General features: G+C 73.6%; 15 protein-coding genes and 1 pseudogene. 8 read left to right on the top strand and 8 right to left on the bottom strand.

Translation table 11 applies throughout. The annotated features are described in order from the left end of the window. Positions 1-94, top strand: a pseudogene (locus ABTY61_RS37490) (alpha/beta fold hydrolase); the annotation flags it as partial. Positions 95-200: 106 nt separating this feature from the next. Here ABTY61_RS37490 and ABTY61_RS37485 read toward each other — a convergent pair. Beyond that, the gene (locus ABTY61_RS37485; protein WP_350509673.1) at positions 201-347 is read right to left on the bottom strand and encodes a hypothetical protein; all 147 of its coding nucleotides are present in this window, start codon (positions 345-347) and stop codon (positions 201-203) included. 266 nt (positions 348-613) lie between these two features. Here ABTY61_RS37485 and ABTY61_RS37480 point away from each other — a divergent pair, with 266 nt between their 5' ends. Continuing rightward, the gene (locus ABTY61_RS37480) at positions 614-3,181 is read left to right on the top strand and encodes a collagenase (RefSeq protein WP_350509671.1); all 2,568 of its coding nucleotides are present in this window, start codon (positions 614-616) and stop codon (positions 3,179-3,181) included. A gap of 96 nt (positions 3,182-3,277) precedes the next feature. Here the strand turns inward: ABTY61_RS37480 and ABTY61_RS37475 are convergent, their stop codons facing one another. Further along, positions 3,278-4,288: an SDR family NAD(P)-dependent oxidoreductase gene (locus ABTY61_RS37475; RefSeq protein WP_350509670.1), complete on the bottom strand. Its 1,011-nt coding sequence runs from the start codon at positions 4,286-4,288 to the stop codon at positions 3,278-3,280. Continuing rightward, positions 4,285-5,511, bottom strand: coding sequence for an undecaprenyldiphospho-muramoylpentapeptide beta-N-acetylglucosaminyltransferase (murG, locus tag ABTY61_RS37470; protein WP_350509669.1), 1,227 nt, complete (start codon positions 5,509-5,511; stop codon positions 4,285-4,287). The genes ABTY61_RS37475 and murG overlap by 4 nt, the downstream gene beginning before the upstream one ends. 139 nt (positions 5,512-5,650) lie before the next feature. On the opposite strand from murG, the gene ABTY61_RS37465 reads away from it, so the two are divergent. Then, complete coding sequence (locus ABTY61_RS37465; protein WP_350509668.1) at positions 5,651-6,340, top strand: response regulator transcription factor; 690 nt, start codon at positions 5,651-5,653, stop codon at positions 6,338-6,340. Next, complete coding sequence (locus ABTY61_RS37460) at positions 6,337-7,740, top strand: HAMP domain-containing sensor histidine kinase (RefSeq protein WP_350509667.1); 1,404 nt, start codon at positions 6,337-6,339, stop codon at positions 7,738-7,740. The genes ABTY61_RS37465 and ABTY61_RS37460 overlap by 4 nt, the downstream gene beginning before the upstream one ends. Before the next feature lie 12 nt (positions 7,741-7,752). Here the strand turns inward: ABTY61_RS37460 and ABTY61_RS37455 are convergent, their stop codons facing one another. Then, entirely contained in the window at positions 7,753-8,319 is a 567-nt protein-coding gene (locus ABTY61_RS37455) for a Uma2 family endonuclease (protein ID WP_350509666.1), read from the bottom strand. Positions 8,320-8,519: 200 nt separating this feature from the next. On the opposite strand from ABTY61_RS37455, the gene ABTY61_RS37450 reads away from it, so the two are divergent. Beyond that, positions 8,520-9,527 carry an NADP-dependent oxidoreductase gene (locus ABTY61_RS37450; RefSeq protein WP_350509665.1) on the top strand — a complete coding sequence of 336 codons (1,008 nt, stop codon included), beginning with the start codon at positions 8,520-8,522 and terminating at the stop codon, positions 9,525-9,527. A 20-nt stretch (positions 9,528-9,547) separates the two neighbouring features. Here ABTY61_RS37450 and ABTY61_RS37445 read toward each other — a convergent pair whose 3' ends face one another. The 3 genes from ABTY61_RS37445 to ABTY61_RS37435 all read right to left on the bottom strand — a co-directional run bounded on the left by ABTY61_RS37445 (position 9,548) and on the right by ABTY61_RS37435 (position 12,499). Beyond that, the gene (locus ABTY61_RS37445; RefSeq protein ID WP_350509664.1) at positions 9,548-10,783 is read right to left on the bottom strand and encodes a phosphodiester glycosidase family protein; all 1,236 of its coding nucleotides are present in this window, start codon (positions 10,781-10,783) and stop codon (positions 9,548-9,550) included. 65 nt (positions 10,784-10,848) lie between these two features. Continuing rightward, entirely contained in the window at positions 10,849-11,616 is a 768-nt protein-coding gene (locus tag ABTY61_RS37440) for a phosphotransferase (protein ID WP_350509663.1), read from the bottom strand. Between the two features lie 73 nt (positions 11,617-11,689). Beyond that, positions 11,690-12,499, bottom strand: a complete 810-nt coding sequence (locus ABTY61_RS37435) for a LysR family transcriptional regulator (RefSeq protein ID WP_350509662.1) — start codon at positions 12,497-12,499, stop codon at positions 11,690-11,692. A gap of 68 nt (positions 12,500-12,567) precedes the next feature. On the opposite strand from ABTY61_RS37435, the gene ABTY61_RS37430 reads away from it, so the two are divergent. The 3 genes from ABTY61_RS37430 to ABTY61_RS37420 all read left to right on the top strand — a co-directional run bounded on the left by ABTY61_RS37430 (position 12,568) and on the right by ABTY61_RS37420 (position 14,847). Then, positions 12,568-13,464, top strand: coding sequence for an NAD(P)H-binding protein (locus tag ABTY61_RS37430; protein WP_350509661.1), 897 nt, complete (start codon positions 12,568-12,570; stop codon positions 13,462-13,464). A 144-nt stretch (positions 13,465-13,608) separates the two neighbouring features. Next, positions 13,609-13,941 carry a putative quinol monooxygenase gene (locus tag ABTY61_RS37425; protein ID WP_350509660.1) on the top strand — a complete coding sequence of 111 codons (333 nt, stop codon included), beginning with the start codon at positions 13,609-13,611 and terminating at the stop codon, positions 13,939-13,941. Positions 13,942-14,088: 147 nt separating this feature from the next. Continuing rightward, entirely contained in the window at positions 14,089-14,847 is a 759-nt protein-coding gene (locus ABTY61_RS37420; protein ID WP_350509659.1) for an IclR family transcriptional regulator, read from the top strand. Positions 14,848-14,864: 17 nt separating this feature from the next. Here ABTY61_RS37420 and ABTY61_RS37415 read toward each other — a convergent pair whose 3' ends face one another. Continuing rightward, positions 14,865-15,683, bottom strand: a complete 819-nt coding sequence (locus ABTY61_RS37415) for a DUF4389 domain-containing protein (protein WP_350509658.1) — start codon at positions 15,681-15,683, stop codon at positions 14,865-14,867. Positions 15,684-15,732: the final 49 nt, after the last annotated feature.

Genomic DNA, 15,732 nt, shown 5'->3' with positions numbered 1-15,732 from the left:
GCTGGCCGACGCGATCGGCGCCTTCCCCACCAGCCTCCCGGGCCTGGTCGGCTCACACGTGCTCGACGGCTGCGGCCACTGGATCCAGCAGGAGCCGGAACGGATGGCGGCCGGGCCTCCCCCACACGCCGGTGGGCCGGGGGGGTACGGCCCGGAGGCGGTCGGCCCTTCGGGCCGGCCGGGGCGCCGCGGGCGTCGGCTCAGCGACAGCCGGACGAGCCCAGCAGGCCGAAGTCGACGATGCGACGGCTGGTCAGCGACGGCATCGGCGCGGGGGACAGGCACGGGCAGGCGAGCAGAGCCGCCGCGTCCCGGCCGCCTCGCTTCGTACTCGCGTTCCCCACCATGGAGACGAGCATGCAGCGTCCGGAGGTCGCCCGTCCACACCCGATCTGCGATCGGAACCGAACGCGATCGCTTATCGAACGGCGAACCCGCAGCCCTCGTCCCCTGTCACCCCCGGCTCCGACCACCGCTGCGCGGACTCTTGTCGTGACATATAACCTGTGACATTGTTCTGACCCTGAATCCGGTGACAGGTAACACGTCAATCCCCCTCCGCCTCATGACTGACGCCACATCACCTCCCCCACCTCAGGACAAGGACACCGCAGTGCGTCTGCGCCAATCCCTTCCGCTCCTGGTGGCCGCCGCCCTCGCCGGCCCGGCCGCCCTCCTGCCCACCCCCGCCCTCGCCGCCGCCACGGCGGCCGTCGCGGCCCCCGCCCCGGCCGCGGCGGCCCCCACCACCAAGGCCCCGGCCGCGCCGAAGCCGTTCGGCGCCGAGATCGCCGCCCCCGACTCCTCCGAGGAGCTGGGCCGCACGGCCGCGCCGCTCCCGGCGGAGCTGCTCGGCCAGGCGCTCCAGCCGACCGGGACGGCCGTCCAGACCACCCCGCACCCGAAGTCCCCCGCCGCGTCCAAGCAAGCGCCGACCGCCCAGGCGCCCGCCGCGGCCGGCTGCGCGCCCTCCGACTTCGGCAGCCGCAGCGGCGCCGACCTGGCCTCCTTCGTCCAGGCCTCGACCACGGACTGCGTCAAGACGCTGTACAACGTCACCGGCACCGACGCGGCCGACGTCTTCAAGCAGTCCCAGATGCTCGCCGTGGCCAAGGCCTTCCAGGCCCAGGCCGGCAGCTACGGCGGCGACAACTCCGCCAACCTGCTGCAGCTGGTGCTCTTCCTGCGCGCCGGCTATTACGTGCAGTCCAACAACGCAAGCACCGTGGGCCCGTACGACGCCACGCTCACCGCCGCCGTCAAGTCCGGCCTCGACGCCTTCTTCGCCACCGCGCACCGGACGGACGTCAGCGACGCCAACGGCGCCGTGCTCAGCGAGGTGCTGATCCTCACCGACAGCGCCGAACTCCAGGCGCAGTACCTGAACGTCTACCAGCAGGTCCTGAAGAGCTACGGCAACGGCTACAACGCCTTCCCGAAGATGGTCAACGCCGTCAACTCCGTGCTCTGGGCGCCGCTGTGGCGGGCGAACTGGAACCCGGCCTTCGTCAGCGCCGTCACCGCCGACCCGAGCGTGGTCACCACGCTGGCGAACTTCGCGCAGGGCCACAAGGACCTGCTCGCCACCCCCAACGCCTTCCTCACCGTCAACGCGGGCAACGCCCTGGCCCGCACCGCCGGCGACGGCGCCGCCGTCGAGGCCGTCGCCAAGCCGCTGATCAAGCAGGTGCTCGACAGCACCCCGATCTCCGGCGCCGTCGGCAAGCTCTACGTGTACACCGCGTACAACGCCAACCGGTTCGACAACGCCCAGTGCTCCTACTACGGCACCTGCGACCTGCCCGGCAAGCTCACCGCCGCCGTGCTGCCCAACACCCTGGTCTGCGACAACCGCACCATACGCACCGAGGACCTCACCGCCGCGGAGCTGGCCACCGTCTGCGCGAGCCTGCGCGGCGAGGACACCTTCTTCCACAACATGGTCAAGGACCCCGGCGCGATCCCCGGCCAGTACGGCAAGACCATCACCCTCGCCGTCTTCGCCAACCGCGACGACTACCTCACCTACTCCTGGGCGATCTACAACAACTCCACCGACAACGGCGGCCAGACCGTCATGGACGTCACCGACCCCGACAACAAGCCCGTGTCGGTGATGTACAAGAAGTCCTACGACGACGGCTTCCCGGCCAACGTGTGGAACCTCAACCACGAGTACACCCACTACCTCGACAACATCTACGACATGAAGGGCAACTTCGGCACCGAGATCTCCGTCCCGGACATCTGGTGGATCGAGGGCGTCGCCGAGTACGAGTCCTACACCTACCGCGGCACCACCGACACCCAGGCGATGGCCGAGGCCGCCACGCACCGGTACAAGCTCAGCACCGTCCTCCAGAACACCTACGCCAACTCGGACACGGTGCGCACCTACCCGTGGGGCTACCTGGCCGTGCGGTACATGCTGGAGAAGCACCCCGCCGACGTCCAGAACATGCTCGGCCACTTCCGGACCGGTGACTACCAGGGCGGCTACGCGGTCTACAACGGCCTCGGCACCTCCTACGACGCCGACTTCGACACCTGGCTGAACGCCTGCGCGGCCGGCGCCTGCTACGCCGACGGCCCCACCGCCCTGTTCACCCAGGCCGTCAACGGCGCCACCGTCACCCTCACCGACAAGTCCGTGGAGAGCAACTCCCAGGCCTCGCTGGCCTCCTGGCACTGGACCTTCGGTGACGGCAGCAGCTCCGACGAGCAGAACCCGGTGCACACCTACGCCGCCGCCGGCACCTACACCGTCGCCCTGACCGTCACGGACAGCACCGGCAAGACCGCCGCCACCCCGACCTCGGTCACCGTCACCACCGGCGGCAGCACCACCCTGCCGACCTGCACCGACCCGCGCACCGACGCGCTCGGCCAGAACTGCTCCCGGCCGAACCAGGCCCGCACCGCCGGCAACCTGGACTACTTCTACGTCTACCTGCCGGCCGGCACCAGCACCCTGAAGGTCTCCACCTCCGGCGGCACCGGCAACGCGGCGCTCTACTACAACGCCGACACCTGGGCCTCCCCCAGCGCCTTCACCGCCTCCTCCACCGACCCCGGCACCACCCAGACGCTCACCGTCACCAACCCGGCGGCCGGCTACCGGTACGTCAGCCTGTACGCCACCACCGACTTCAGCGGAGTGACCGTCAGCACCCAGTTCTGACAATCCACTTGAGCGAACCAGCCGAGCGGCGCGTCCCCCACCGGGGGGCGCGCCGCTCGGGCCGTGCGGCACCGCTCGGGCGGCGCGGGGCGGTGATCAGACCGCGTAGCGCTTCGGGTCGAACAGGTGGAGGTGCTCGGCCACCCAGGCCGAGGTCTTGGCCAGCCCCTCCTCCAGCGGGACCTCCGGCTCCCAGCCCGACCAGGTCCGGGCCCGGGAGTTGTCGGAGAGCAGCCGGTGCACCTCGCTGCCCGCCGGGCGCAGCCGGGCCGGGTCGACCGTGATCTCGACGTCGGTACGGCCCGAGGCGGCGATCAGCGCGCCCGCCAGGTCGCCGATGGAGACCTCGCGCCCCGTCCCCAGGTTGACCGCCTCGCCCACCGCGCGGTCGCAGTCGGCCAGGGCCAGGAAGCCGGCCGCGGTGTCGGTGACGTAGGTGAAGTCCCGGGTCGGGGTGAGCGAGCCCATGCGCAGTTCCCTGACCCCGGCGTGGAGTTGGGCGAGGATCGCGGGGATCACGGCGCGGGCGGACTGGCGCGGCCCGTAGGTGTTGAACGGCCGCACCACGGTGACCGGCAGTTCGAAGGCGTGGTGGAAGCTCAGCGCCATCATGTCGGCCCCGATCTTCGAGGCGGAGTACGGGGACTGGGGCTGGAGCGGGTGGTCCTCCCCGATCGGCGCGGTGAGCGCGGTGCCGTAGACCTCGCTGGTGGAGGTGTGCAGAACCCGCCGCACGCCGTGGCGCCGCGCCGCCTCCAGCACGTTCTGGGTGCCGACGACGTTGGTGTGCACGTACGCGCCCGGGGAGTCGTAGCTGTACGGGATCCCGATCAGCGCCGCGAGGTGGAAGACGGTGTCGCAGCCCGCCACGGCGTCCGAGACCCGGCCGGCGTCGCGGACGTCGCCGGCCAGCATCTCGACCCGGTCGCTCCCGAGGTGGGCGGCGAGGTGGCCGCGTTCGGCGTAGGGCTTGTAGTGGACCAGGGCGCGGACCTCGGCGCCGCGCGCGACCAGCAGGTCGACCAGGGTGGAGCCGATGAAGCCCTCGGCGCCGGTGACCAGGACGGTCCGGTCGGCCCAGCTGTCACGGGTGGTGGTGTCGGTCATTCTGCGAGCTCCGTTTCGATGGTGCGGATCGGGGTCGGGATCGGGGTCGGGATCGGGGTACGCGTCGTGGTCGTGGTCGTGGTCGAGTCGTGGGAGCGGCCGGCCAGTCGGCGGACCCAGTCGGCCAGCAGGTCGGCGGCCTGCGCGTGGGTCCCCCCGGTGGCGGCCGCGCCCATCGCGGCCAGCCGGGACGGCTCCGCCAGCAACGGGTCGAGCACGGCGGCGAGGGAGTCGGCGTCGGTGTCCTCGTCGCGCAGGATCCGCGCCGCCCCCGCGTCGGCGAGCACCTTGGCGTTGTGGAACTGGTGGTCGCCCGGCGCGTGCGGGTACGGCACCAGCACCGCGGGAACCTTCACCGTGGCGAGTTCGGCCACGGTCGCGGCCCCGGCCCGGCAGACCACGAGGTCGCCGGCGGCGTAGGCGAGGTCCATCCGGTCCAGGTACGGCACCGCCTCGGCGACGGCGGCACCGCCACTGGCGGCGAGCTGCCGCCGGGTGCCGTCCAGGGCCTGTGGGCCGGTCTTGACCAGCAGCCGGACGTCCGTCCGGTCGCGCCAGCGCTCGGCCAGGCCGAGCGCCGCCTCGGTCAGCCGTCGCGCGCCCAGGCTGCCGCCGTTGAACAGCACCAGCCGCGCCCCGGGCGGAACGCCCAGCCGGCGGCGCGCCTCTGCGCGCTCGGCCTGCCGGTCGAGCCGGGCCACCGCGCCGGTCAGCGGCATGCCGACGGTGACCGCCCGGTGCCGACGGGCCCTGGGCAGGTGCGCCCTGGTCTCGTCGAAGGCGAGCGCGATGTGCGGGGTGAGCCGCGCGGCGAAGACGTTGGCCCGGCCCGGCACCGCGTTCGACTCGTGGATCAGGCTGGGCAGGCCGGCCATCCGCGCGGCCAGCACGGCCGGCGCGGAGGCGTACCCGCCCATACCCACCACGACCTGCGCCCGCTGGTCCTCGACCACGCGCTGGGCCTGCTTCGCGGCCCGGACCAGGTCCGCCGGCAGCAGGTAGCGCCGGGCGCCGAGCGAGGGGTCGAAGGGGATCATGTCGACCGTGTGCAGCCGGTACCCCGCCTCGGGGATCAGCCGGGTCTCCAGGCCCCGGGTGGTGCCGACGAACGAGATCACGGCGTCGGGGTCGGTCTTCCGCAGGGCCTCCGCCAAGGCCAGGCCCGGGTAGATGTGGCCGCCGGTACCGCCGGCGCCGATGACGACCGAGAGAGGTGTGTGCATGGCCACCACCGTGGCGGCCCGGCCTAAGAGGCCTTTAAGAGAATGCGCGCCTTCGCCCGCTATCTTTCGGTATGCCCGGAAGGGCACGGCCCGCCGGGACGGAGCAGGTCGACGGGGTACGAGGAACGGAGGGCCGGCGGTGCGGATTCTGGTGGCGGACGACGACCAGGAGGTGCGGGAGGCCGTGGCCGACGGACTCACCGTCGAGGGCTACGAGGTGGTCACCGCGGTCGACGGGCACGACGCCCTCGCCAAGATCGCCTCCCACGAGCCGGACGCCGTCGTGCTCGACGTGATGATGCCGGTCCTCGACGGGCTCGCCGTCTGCCGCCAGCTGCGGGCACTGCACGACCGCACCCCGGTGCTCGTGCTGACCGCGCGGGACAACATCAGCGACCGGGTCGACGGGCTGGACGCCGGCGCCGACGACTACCTCGTCAAGCCCTTCGCCCTGGCCGAGCTGACCGCCCGGCTGCGCGCGCTGCTGCGCCGCGCCGCGCTCGACGCACCCGGCGGCGAGGCCGACGCCGAACTGCGCTACGCCGACCTCGTCCTGGACCCGCGCACCCGCACCGGGCACCGCGGCGCCCGCCGACTGGAGTTCAGCCGCACCGAGGCGACCCTGCTGGAGCTGCTGCTGCGCCACAGCGGGCAGGTGCTCACCCGCGAGACCCTGCTGGAACGCGTCTGGGGGCAGGACTTCGGCCCCGAGTCCAACTCCCTGGCCGTCTACGTCGGTTACCTGCGCCGCAAGCTGGAGGCGGGCGGCGAACCGCGCCTGGTGCACACCGTGCACGGCGTCGGCTACCGACTGGCCGCGGACTCGTGACCCTCCGCGTCCGACTCGCCGTCGCCACCGCCCTGGCCGTCGCCACCGTCGCACTCGGCCTCAGCTGGGCCGCTTTCGCGGTGATCCGCTACGAGCTGACCCACCAGCTGGAGCTGGAGCTCACCCAGGCCGCCACCGTCGCCGCCCAGCAGCAGGGCGCCCAGCAGCAGGGCGGCGAGCCGCCCGGCGTGCTCTCCGGGCAGTGCCGCTACCTGGCCGCCCCGGCCTGCACCCAGGTCGTCCCGGCCGACCCGGCCCGCGACCCCCGCTCGGCGGTCGCGCCGTACCTGTTCCCGGTCACCCCGGCCGTGCGCGAGGTCGCCGCCGGACAGCGCGGGGCCTACTTCAGCACCACCGCCATCGGCGGGTTCCCCGCCCGCATGCTGGTCACGCCGTTCCGGGGCGGCACCGCCCTCCAGGTGGTGCTGCGCTCGGACGGGGTGGACCGCGCCGTACGGCAGTCCGCGGCCGCGTTCGCCGGACTCGGCGCCGCCGGGGTGCTGGCGGCCGGCTTCCTCGGCTGGTGGGTCTCCCGGACCGGCCTGCGCCCGGTGGCCCGGCTCACCGCCACGGTCGAACGGATCACCGCCACCGGCGACCCCCACCACCGGATCACCTCCCACGCGGCCACCGGCCGCCGCCGCGACGAGGTCACCCGCCTCGGTGAGAGCTTCGACACCATGCTCGACGCGCTGGAACGGTCGGTCACCGCCCAGCGCCGCCTGGTCTCCGACGCCTCCCACGAACTGCGCACCCCGCTCACGGCGCTCCGCACCAACGCCGAACTGCTGGCCCGCGGCGACCGCCTCACCGACGCCCAGCGCGCCCGGGCCGCCACCGCCCTGGGGCGGCAGCTGCGCGAGGTCACCGGCATGGTCAACGACCTGGTCGAACTCGCCCGCGACGAGGAACCCCAGGCCCTGGTCGAGCGGTTCCGCCTGCTGCCCCTGGTCGAACACGCCGTCACCTCGGCACGCGGACACTGGCCGGGGCAGGAGTTCACCCTCACCGTCGGCCCCGGCGCCGCCGAGGCGGTCGTCCCGGGCGTCCCCGCCCGACTGGTGCGGCTGCTGGGGAACCTGCTCGACAACGCCGCCAAGTTCGGCGCCGGGCACGGCCCCGTGGAAGTCCGGGTGGCCCGCACCGGCGACCGCGGCGAAACCCTGGAGGTGTCCGTCCGCGACCACGGCCCCGGCATCGCCGCCGAGGACCTCCCCCACGTGTTCGACCGCTTCTACCGATCCGACACCGCCCGCAGCCTCCCCGGCTCCGGCCTCGGCCTCGCCATGGCCCGCCAGATCGCCCGCGCCCACAACGCCGACCTGCTCGCCCGCCAACCGGCCCCGCACGAGGGCCGCGGGGCGTGCTTCGTCCTCACCGGTCTGCCCGTCGCCGCCTGAGGGGGCGACGGGTCAGAACCTGGTGGTGTCGAGGTCCACCTCGAAGGGCTCGGGGAGCCGCACCGGCAGGCCGAAGGGGTGCGGGCCCTCCACCCGGGTGTAACCGAGTTCTCCCGGCTGGGAGAACAACGTGCAGGCCCCCTCCTGGCGGTCCACCAGCAGGTGGAGCGGAGCACCGAACTGCGCGTAGCGCCGGCGCTTCACGGTCCGGTCGGTGTCGGCATTCGATGGCGAGGTCACCTCGACCACCAGGAGCGTCTGGTCCGGCAGTAGGGCTCCCTCCGACTCGAAGAGCTCCTCCGGCAGAACGGCCATGTCAGGCAGGTAGAAGTTCTGCGTGCCCGGCAGATCGAGATTGCCCGAGCCCGCCAACAGGCCCAGCTCGTCCATGCGGCGGCCGAGCTGCTTGCCGATCAGGGCGGTGGCGCGCTCATGCGCCCAGGACGGCGACACGGGGGTGATGACTCCCTCGATGATCTCGACGCGTTCACCCGCAATGTGCTGGATCGCGTACTTCAGAGCCTGCTCCGGATTCGGTACCTGGCTGTAGTCGCCAGGACCGATCTGCGCTGTGCCCACTAGCTGTTCTCCTCTCCGGCGCCGGTCTCCGCGCTCGGGGGCTGCCCGGCGGAAAGACTATCGGTGCCCCAACCCCCTCCTCTGCACTTCACCACGCCCAACCCACTGAATCCGGACGTTCTCTGGTCATATGACTAAGCGCTTGCTTAGAATCGGTCACCTGTCCGTGTTCCGCGCCAGTACGTCCCCCAGGAGTCGCCATGACCGACCTCAACCGCCAGATCCGCCTTGCCCGTCGACCGGTCGGCGAGGTGCGGCCGGAGGACTGGGCATACGGGGAGGAGGCCGTGGGGGTGCCCGGGGACGGGGAGTTCCTGGGGCGGACGCGGTACGTCTCGCTCGACCCGGCGATGCGCGGGTGGCTGGACGACCGGCCGTCGTACCTGCCGCCGGTGGGGCTGGGCGAGGTGATGCGGGCCGGGTCGGTGGTCGAGGTGGTCGCGTCGAACCACCCGAAGTTCCGGGTCGGCGACCACGTGGTGGGGGCCTTCGGGGTCCAGGACTACGCGGTGTCGGACGGCAAGGGCGCGCTCAAGGTCGATCCCGCGCTCGCCCCGCTGTCCACCTACCTCGGGGCACTCGGGATGCCCGGGATGACGGCCTACTTCGGGCTGCTGGAGGTCGGCGCGCTCAAGGAGGGTGAGACCGTGGTGGTCTCCGGCGCCGCCGGGGCGGTCGGCACGATGGTCGGGCAGATCGCCAAGGTGAAGGGCTGCCGGGTGGTCGGCATCGCCGGCGGGCCCGAGAAGTGCGCGCTGCTGGCCGACGAGCTCGGCTTCGACGCCGCGATCGACTACCGCGCCGAGGACGTCCGCAAGGCGCTGCGCACCCACGCCCCCGACGGCATCGACGTCTACTTCGACAACGTCGGCGGCCCGATCCTGGACGCCGCGCTGACCAGGCTGGCGATGCACGCCCGGGTGGTCGTCTGCGGCGCGATCAGCCAGTACAACAACGAGGAGTCCGTCCAGGGCCCGTCCAACTACCTGTCGCTGCTGGTGCGGCGGGCGCGGATGGAGGGCTTCGTCGTGTTCGACTACGCCCGCCGGTACCCGGAGGCGGCGGCCGAGCTCGCGGGCTGGATCGGCGAGGGCCGGATCAAGGTCAAGGAGCACCTGGTCGAGGGCACTGTCGCGGACTTCCCGGAGACGCTCGGGATGCTCTTCCGCGGCGAGAACACCGGAAAGCTGGTGCTGCGCCTGGCCTGAGGCCCCCGGGGTACCGGGTGTCACCCGGCGAAGATGCCCAGCGCGTTGGGGACCGGTCGCTCCCGGCCGTGGTCGAGCTGGTTGCGCACCGTGAGCTCTCCGGTGGCGCGGTCCCGGGCCACCAGGGTGGCGGAGGCTCCGCCGTCCAGGTAGACGCCGTCGGGGCAGCCCAACTCGCTTACCGTCCGGGCGAGTTCCGTCAGACTCAGGCCGGTCGAGGTGCCCTCGCGTCCGTCCGTGGACAGCAGCGTCAGCACCCGTCCCCCGTCCGCGAGACCCACCGCGCTGCGCGGCTCGACGGCGGTGGCGTCCAGCCCGGCCAGTGCCTGCCCGTCGCGCAGCAGCCGGTAGGCGCCCAGCGCGAAGCGGAAGGGCACCGGCTCGCTCGACTCCAGACGGTAGTCCACGGCGACCGGCGCACCGACGGGCAGGCCCGCCAGTGCCCGGGCGCCCGCCTCGCGGCCGAGCAGCACGGTGCTGCCCGCGGGGATCGGCCCGCTGCCCGGGGTGTCGGACACCGCCGCCACCCGGCCCTGGCGGACCGTCACCTCCCGGGTCTGCGCCGTGCAGGGGGCCTTGCGTGACTCGTCGTTCCCGCAGGCGGCGCGGGCCCGCGAGACCTCGCCCCACTCGGGCGTGAACACGCCGATCGAGCCGACCGGGAGCGCGTACTGGTTGAGCCCGCCCAGCGGCCAGGCACCGCCTGCGGCCCGCACGCGGCCCCGCAGCACCAGGCGCCCCAGCCGTGCCACCCCGTCCACCCCGACTCCGAGCACGTCCTGGTCGGTGTCGCCCGGCGGTGGCCACCAGCCGAACCGCTGCGCCTGCGGCACCGCCGCCTTCAGGGCCCGCCCCCGGTACACGGCCGGGCCGGAGGTCGCCCCGGTGGCCGCCACCCCCGGGTGCTGCTCCTCGCTGATGTCGAAGAAGTCCCCGTTCACCGCCGCCACCGCACTGCGCGCGCCGGCCATCGCGGTCAGCGGAGCCCGGGCCGCGACCGCCCCGGGAAACAGCAGGTCCGCCCGCACCCCGGGCCCGCGCAGGTCGGCGCGGACGGCGTAGACCCGCGCGTCGCCGTGCGGGGTGCGCACCGTCAGTTCCCGGTATCCGACCCCGGGCGCGAGGGCCGCCCAGCCCGCTTCGAGCCGGAGTCGGCCCTGGTCGGCCCGAGCAGGTGAGGCGGCCAGGCCGGCCGGGCCCACGGCCAGGACCAGGGCGAGCACCAGGGCGGTCGCACACCGCGGAAGAGTCTTCACGCCCAGCATGGTGACGGCCGCCACCGCAGAACTCCCGGACCACCGGCGGCGCGTCGCCCGCGCAGTCAGTCGAGCAGGGCCGCGCGCTCCGCGCGGAGCCAGGCCTGTTCGGCCGCCATCTCGGCCGCGTCGCCGCGGGCGAGGAAGCTCGCCCAGGGCTCCTCGCCGAGCCCGCCGAGCCGTTCGATCCGCGCGGCCTCCCGGGTCTGCAGGGCGTCCAGGGCGTCGAGCACCGCGGACGGCCGGGCCCGGTAGGCGGAGCACAGCGCGTCGAGGCGCTCCCGCAGCGCGTGCTCCCCGGCGACCCCGGCTCGCCGCTGCTGCTCGGCGGAGCGCAACGGCACGGCGTACCAGGCGAGTTGGGCCAGGTTGTCAAGCGCGTGGCCGGGCGCCGCGAAGTCCCAGTCGATGAAGCCGACCAGGTGCCCGCCGTCCCAGACGGCGTTCCACGGGCCGAGGTCGCCGTGCCGGATGACCAGGCCGGGCCGCCACTCCTCTTCGGCTCCCTGCCACCGCGCGTCGGCGGGCGGCCGGAAGTCCCGGACGGCGTCGTGGTACTCGCGCAGCCAGCGCCCGAGGGCGCGGATCCCCCCGGTCGAGCGCAGGGCGGGCGGCCAGGGCGCGAAGGCGGGTTCGCCGCGCAGCAGCGAGAGCACCTCCTCGGTGCCGTCGACGCCTAGCGGGCGCGGGGCCCGGGTGAAGCCCACCGCCTCCAGGTGGGCCAGCAGCGCGTGCACCGCGGGTGTCCACGCGCCGGCGGGCCGGCGGATGGTGTCGCCGATCCGCCGGACCGTGGTCACGCTGCCCTGGTCCGTGGCTCCGTCCTCGATCATCGGGGCAGCGTAGCCGGGCGCCCCGGCCGGCGTCCTGTCGATTCCCGCGGACCGGATTCCCCAGGCGGGAAGGTCAGCCGCACCGCAATGTGGCGGTGGCGATCTCCAGGAAGTCGCGCAGCAGCTTCTCCCGCCGGCCGGCGGGGACGACCAGGCAGGTCTCGAGCCCGGGGGCGTCGGTGACGGGCAGGTGGACGAGGTCCGGCCGGGAATAGGAGCGCGCGACGCTCAGCGGGACCAGCCCGATGCCGTGTCCGGCCGCGATCAGCTCGAACTTCTCCTCGAGCGAGGCCGTCCGCCGGATCGGCACGTCGAGCATCCGCTCGCCGTCGAGGTCCGCGGTGGTGAGCTCGGCGCGGCCGGCCAGCGGGTGCGCGGCGGGCAGGCAGGCGACCCGGGGATCCCGACCGATGGGGACGGTACGCAGCCCCGCGTCGTCGAACGGCCGCCGCAGGTAGCCCACTTGGGCGCGGCCGTCGCGCAGCGGCGCGTCCTGCTCCCACCAGCGCGACGGGACGACGTCGGTCTCGACGTCCGGGTGTCGGAGCGCGAACGCCCGGATCGCCTCCGACACGTGGAGCCCGGGCGAGAAGGCGACGACGAGCCGCCGGGTGCCCAGGTCGGCGTCGTGCACGCGCTGCACCGCCGCGGCGACGGCTGCGAGGATTCCCTGCGCCTCCGTGTGGAGCTGCTTCCCGGCGGCGGTCAGCTCCACGCTGCGCGTGGTCCGCACGAGCAGGGTGCAGTCCAACTCCTGCTCCATGGCCTTGATCTGACGGCTGAGCACCGGCTGGGTGATGTAGAGCTGTTCGGCTGCCCGGCCGAAGTGCCGGTGTTCGGCCACCGCGACGAAGTAGCGGAGCTTGCGCAGGTCGAGATCCATGCCTGAAAGGTATCAATGCCCAGGAAGGGTATTGGACCCCGCGGTCGGCCCTCCCGGAGACTCGACGCATGATCGTCATCACCACTCCCACCGGCCGGATCGGCGGCCGGCTCCTCGACCTCCTGCTCCACCGATCCCCTTCCCAGGGCGAGGAGTTGCGCGTCGTCGTCCGCGATCCGGGGAAGCTCCCGGACGCGGTCCGCGCCCGCGTCGACGTCGTCGTCGGTCGGCACGACGACGCCGAGGTCGTCGACCGGGCCTTCGCCGGCGCGGACGCCGTCTTCTGGGTCGCCCCGCCGACGCCGCAGGCGCCGAGCCTGGACGCCGTCTACTCCGGGTTCGCCCGCCCCGCCGCCGAGGCCCTCACGGCCCACGGCGTCCGACACGTCGTCGGCGTCTCGGCGCTCGGCCGCGGCACGCCCGTCGCCGACCGCGCCGGGCACGTGACGGCGACGCTGGCCATGGACGACCTCCTCGCGAGCACGGGCGCGGCCTACCGGGCGCTCGCCAACCCCTCCTTCATGGACAACCTGCTCTGGCAGACCGCCCTGATCCGTGACCACGGCGTCTACAGCTCCACCGTCGTAGCCGACCGCCCGGCGCCCCTGGCCGCCACCCGGGACATCGCCGCGGCCGCCGCCGACCTGCTGCTCGACCGCTCATGGACGGGGACGGGCGAGGTTCCGGTGCTGGGCCCGGAGGACCTCTCGGCGAACGACATGGCGCGCATCATGTCCGAGGTCCTCGGCCGCCCGGTCCGCTACGAGCGCCGGCCGCTGGACGAGTTCCGCGCCTCGCTCCCCGGGCGGGGCTACAGCGAGGCGCTCGCGCAGGGCTTCGCCGACATGATGCGGGCCAAGGACGAAGGCCTCGACGCCGGGGTGGAGCGCACCCCGCGGAGCGCGAGCCCGACATCCTTCCGCCAGTGGTGCGAGGAGGTGCTCAAGCCGGCCGTCCTGGCCTGACCTGACCTGGCCTGACCGCCGGGGCCGGTCCGGCAGGGGGGCGGTTTCCGGCATGGGTGGAATCGCGGCGCGGTGCGTTCCCCCGGCCGGGCCGGGCTCGGGCAGGGTGGGGGTTCCACCGTCTCCCCGATCCGAGAGAGCGCCATGATCTTCATCACCGTGAAGTTCCCCGTCCGCCCCGAGCTCAGCGCGCAGTGGCTCGACATCGTCGCCGACTTCACCGAGGCCACCCGGGCCGAGCCGGGCAACCTGTTCTTCGACTGGTCCCGCAGCGTGGACGACCCGGACGAGTACGTGCTCGTCGAGGGGTTCCGGGACGGCGGGGCCGGGCGGGCGCACGTCGAGTCGGCGCACTTCCGGCAGGCCATGGAGACGCTGTCCGGCGCGGTCGCCGCCAAGCCGCGGATCATCAGCGTCGACCTCCCCGACCGCGAGGGCTGGGACCTGATGGGCGAGATCACCCCGCGCGAGGCCTGAGCCCTGCCCGGCCCTGCCCGGCCCTGCCCGGCCCGGGCGGCGTCGGGCGGCGTCGGGCACCGGCCGGATCGGGGGCCGGTGGCCGCCCCCGCTCCGGCCCCCGGCACACTGGACGGATCACGCAGCACCAGCAGGAGGAGCCCCGTCATGGCCGGTCAGACCGGGCCGCGCGCCGCCGACCGCACCCTGGAGGTGCTGGAACTCGTCGCGCAGTCGACCGCGCCGGTCTCGGCCAAGGCCCTCGCCCGCAGCCTCGGCTGCGCGCTGTCGACGGCCTACACCCTCCTCACCCCGCTCACCGAGCGCGGCTACCTGGTGCGCACCGACGGCGGCTACACCCTCGGCTACCAGGTCTCCGCCCTCCACCGCGCGTTCCAGCGGCAGATGGGCCTCACCGACGGCATCGACGGCGTGCTCGCCCGGATGCGGCACGCCACCCGCGCCTGCGCCAACTACGTCGCCTACCAGGGCGACGGCCTGGTGATCGCCGACGTGCGCACCGTCGCCGCCGAGGACGGGGAGCGGCCCGACCTCACCGTCGGCGTCGACCCGCGCTCGCACGCCTACGCCCACGGCAAGATCGCCCTGGCCGCCGCCGGCCCGGCCGCGCGCCGCCGCTACCTGGAGCAGCCCGGCCTGCGCCGGTTCACCCCGCACACGATCGCCTCCGTCGAGCGGCTCGACGAGGAACTGCGGCGGATCCGCCGCACCGGTGTCGCCCTGGACGTCGAGGAGGCCCGGACGGGGCTGGCCTGCCTCGCAGCCCCGGTCCTCGGGACGGACGGTGCCGTGATCGGCAGCGTCTCGCTCGCCGTCCGCCCCGAGGAGCTGCGCGCCCGCCGCCACCAGCTGATCGCCGCCGTCAAGCAGGCCGCCCGGGAGGCCGCGCCGGCCGACCGGTCCTGAGGCCCGGCCTCCCGCCGTCAGCGGGGGCCGGAGTGCGGGCCGGGCACCAGGGGCGCGATGACGTGCTGGGTCGGGTTGACGCCGTTGTCGTCGTCGTTGTCGTCGGTGTTCACCGAGGCGGTGACCGAGCTCGTCGCCCAGGAGACCAGGCCGAGGATCAGGAAGAGCACGACCAGGCCGCGCCCGCCGCCGCTCAGCACCAGCGGACGGGTGGCCGACACCCGCTCGGGCTCGCTGCCCGGCTCCTCCCCGAACAGCCGCTTGGGGTAGGCGGAGGTGAGCATCACCAGGTAGGCGGTGTAGCGCATCTGGTAGCGCAGGATCGCCGTGGTGGCCTCGTACAGCGGTTGCGGCATCCGGCCGAGGATCAGCACCACCAGCCAGCTGATGAACGACACCATCCACCAGCCCGCGTGCAGCAGGCCCTGCACGATCGAGGCGGGGATGACCAGGATGATGCGGAACAGGACGGCCAGCCGGTTCAGTTCGCCCGGCCGCAGCCCGACCTGCACCGGGTACTCGGGGGCGTCGAACCGGAACGGCGGGTAGCGGTCCACGGTGAGCATCAGGTAGGCGGTGACCCGGGTCTCGTACGGGACGAAGGCGCTCAGGTAGTCCGCCGCGAACCCGGGCAGCCGGCCGAGGACCAGCGCGCCGAACCAGCCGATCACGGTGACGAAGAACGCCACCACCGACAGCACCCACACCACCACGAACTGCGGGATCAGCAGCAGGAAGCGCAGCAGCACCGTCCAGCGGGCCTGCCGGGCGGGCGCCGGCATGTCCAGCGTGGGAAGCCACTCACGGCTGACGGGGGCGGGGGGAGCCTGCCACATCCGGGCCTCCACGGTCTCGGAACGACGGGACCCGGCAGTCGGGCACTGC

It is taken from the genome of Kitasatospora sp. NPDC096128, assembly GCF_040303105.1.
In the GTDB taxonomy this organism is placed as follows: domain Bacteria; phylum Actinomycetota; class Actinomycetes; order Streptomycetales; family Streptomycetaceae; genus Kitasatospora.
This window is presented reverse-complemented; position numbering and strand designations above follow the sequence as displayed.

Coding starts and splice junctions, on each gene's coding strand:
- ABTY61_RS37435 (WP_350509662.1), bottom strand. CDS start 12,499: ATGGATCTCGACCTGCGCAAGCTCCGCTACTTCGTCGCGGTGGCCGAA.
- ABTY61_RS37420 (WP_350509659.1), top strand. CDS start 14,089: ATGGCCGGTCAGACCGGGCCGCGCGCCGCCGACCGCACCCTGGAGGTG.
- ABTY61_RS37415 (WP_350509658.1), bottom strand. CDS start 15,683: ATGTGGCAGGCTCCCCCCGCCCCCGTCAGCCGTGAGTGGCTTCCCACG.
- ABTY61_RS37485 (WP_350509673.1), bottom strand. CDS start 347: ATGGTGGGGAACGCGAGTACGAAGCGAGGCGGCCGGGACGCGGCGGCT.
- ABTY61_RS37425 (WP_350509660.1), top strand. CDS start 13,609: ATGATCTTCATCACCGTGAAGTTCCCCGTCCGCCCCGAGCTCAGCGCG.
- murG (WP_350509669.1), bottom strand. CDS start 5,511: ATGCACACACCTCTCTCGGTCGTCATCGGCGCCGGCGGTACCGGCGGC.
- ABTY61_RS37475 (WP_350509670.1), bottom strand. CDS start 4,288: ATGACCGACACCACCACCCGTGACAGCTGGGCCGACCGGACCGTCCTG.
- ABTY61_RS37430 (WP_350509661.1), top strand. CDS start 12,568: ATGATCGTCATCACCACTCCCACCGGCCGGATCGGCGGCCGGCTCCTC.
- ABTY61_RS37440 (WP_350509663.1), bottom strand. CDS start 11,616: ATGATCGAGGACGGAGCCACGGACCAGGGCAGCGTGACCACGGTCCGG.
- ABTY61_RS37450 (WP_350509665.1), top strand. CDS start 8,520: ATGACCGACCTCAACCGCCAGATCCGCCTTGCCCGTCGACCGGTCGGC.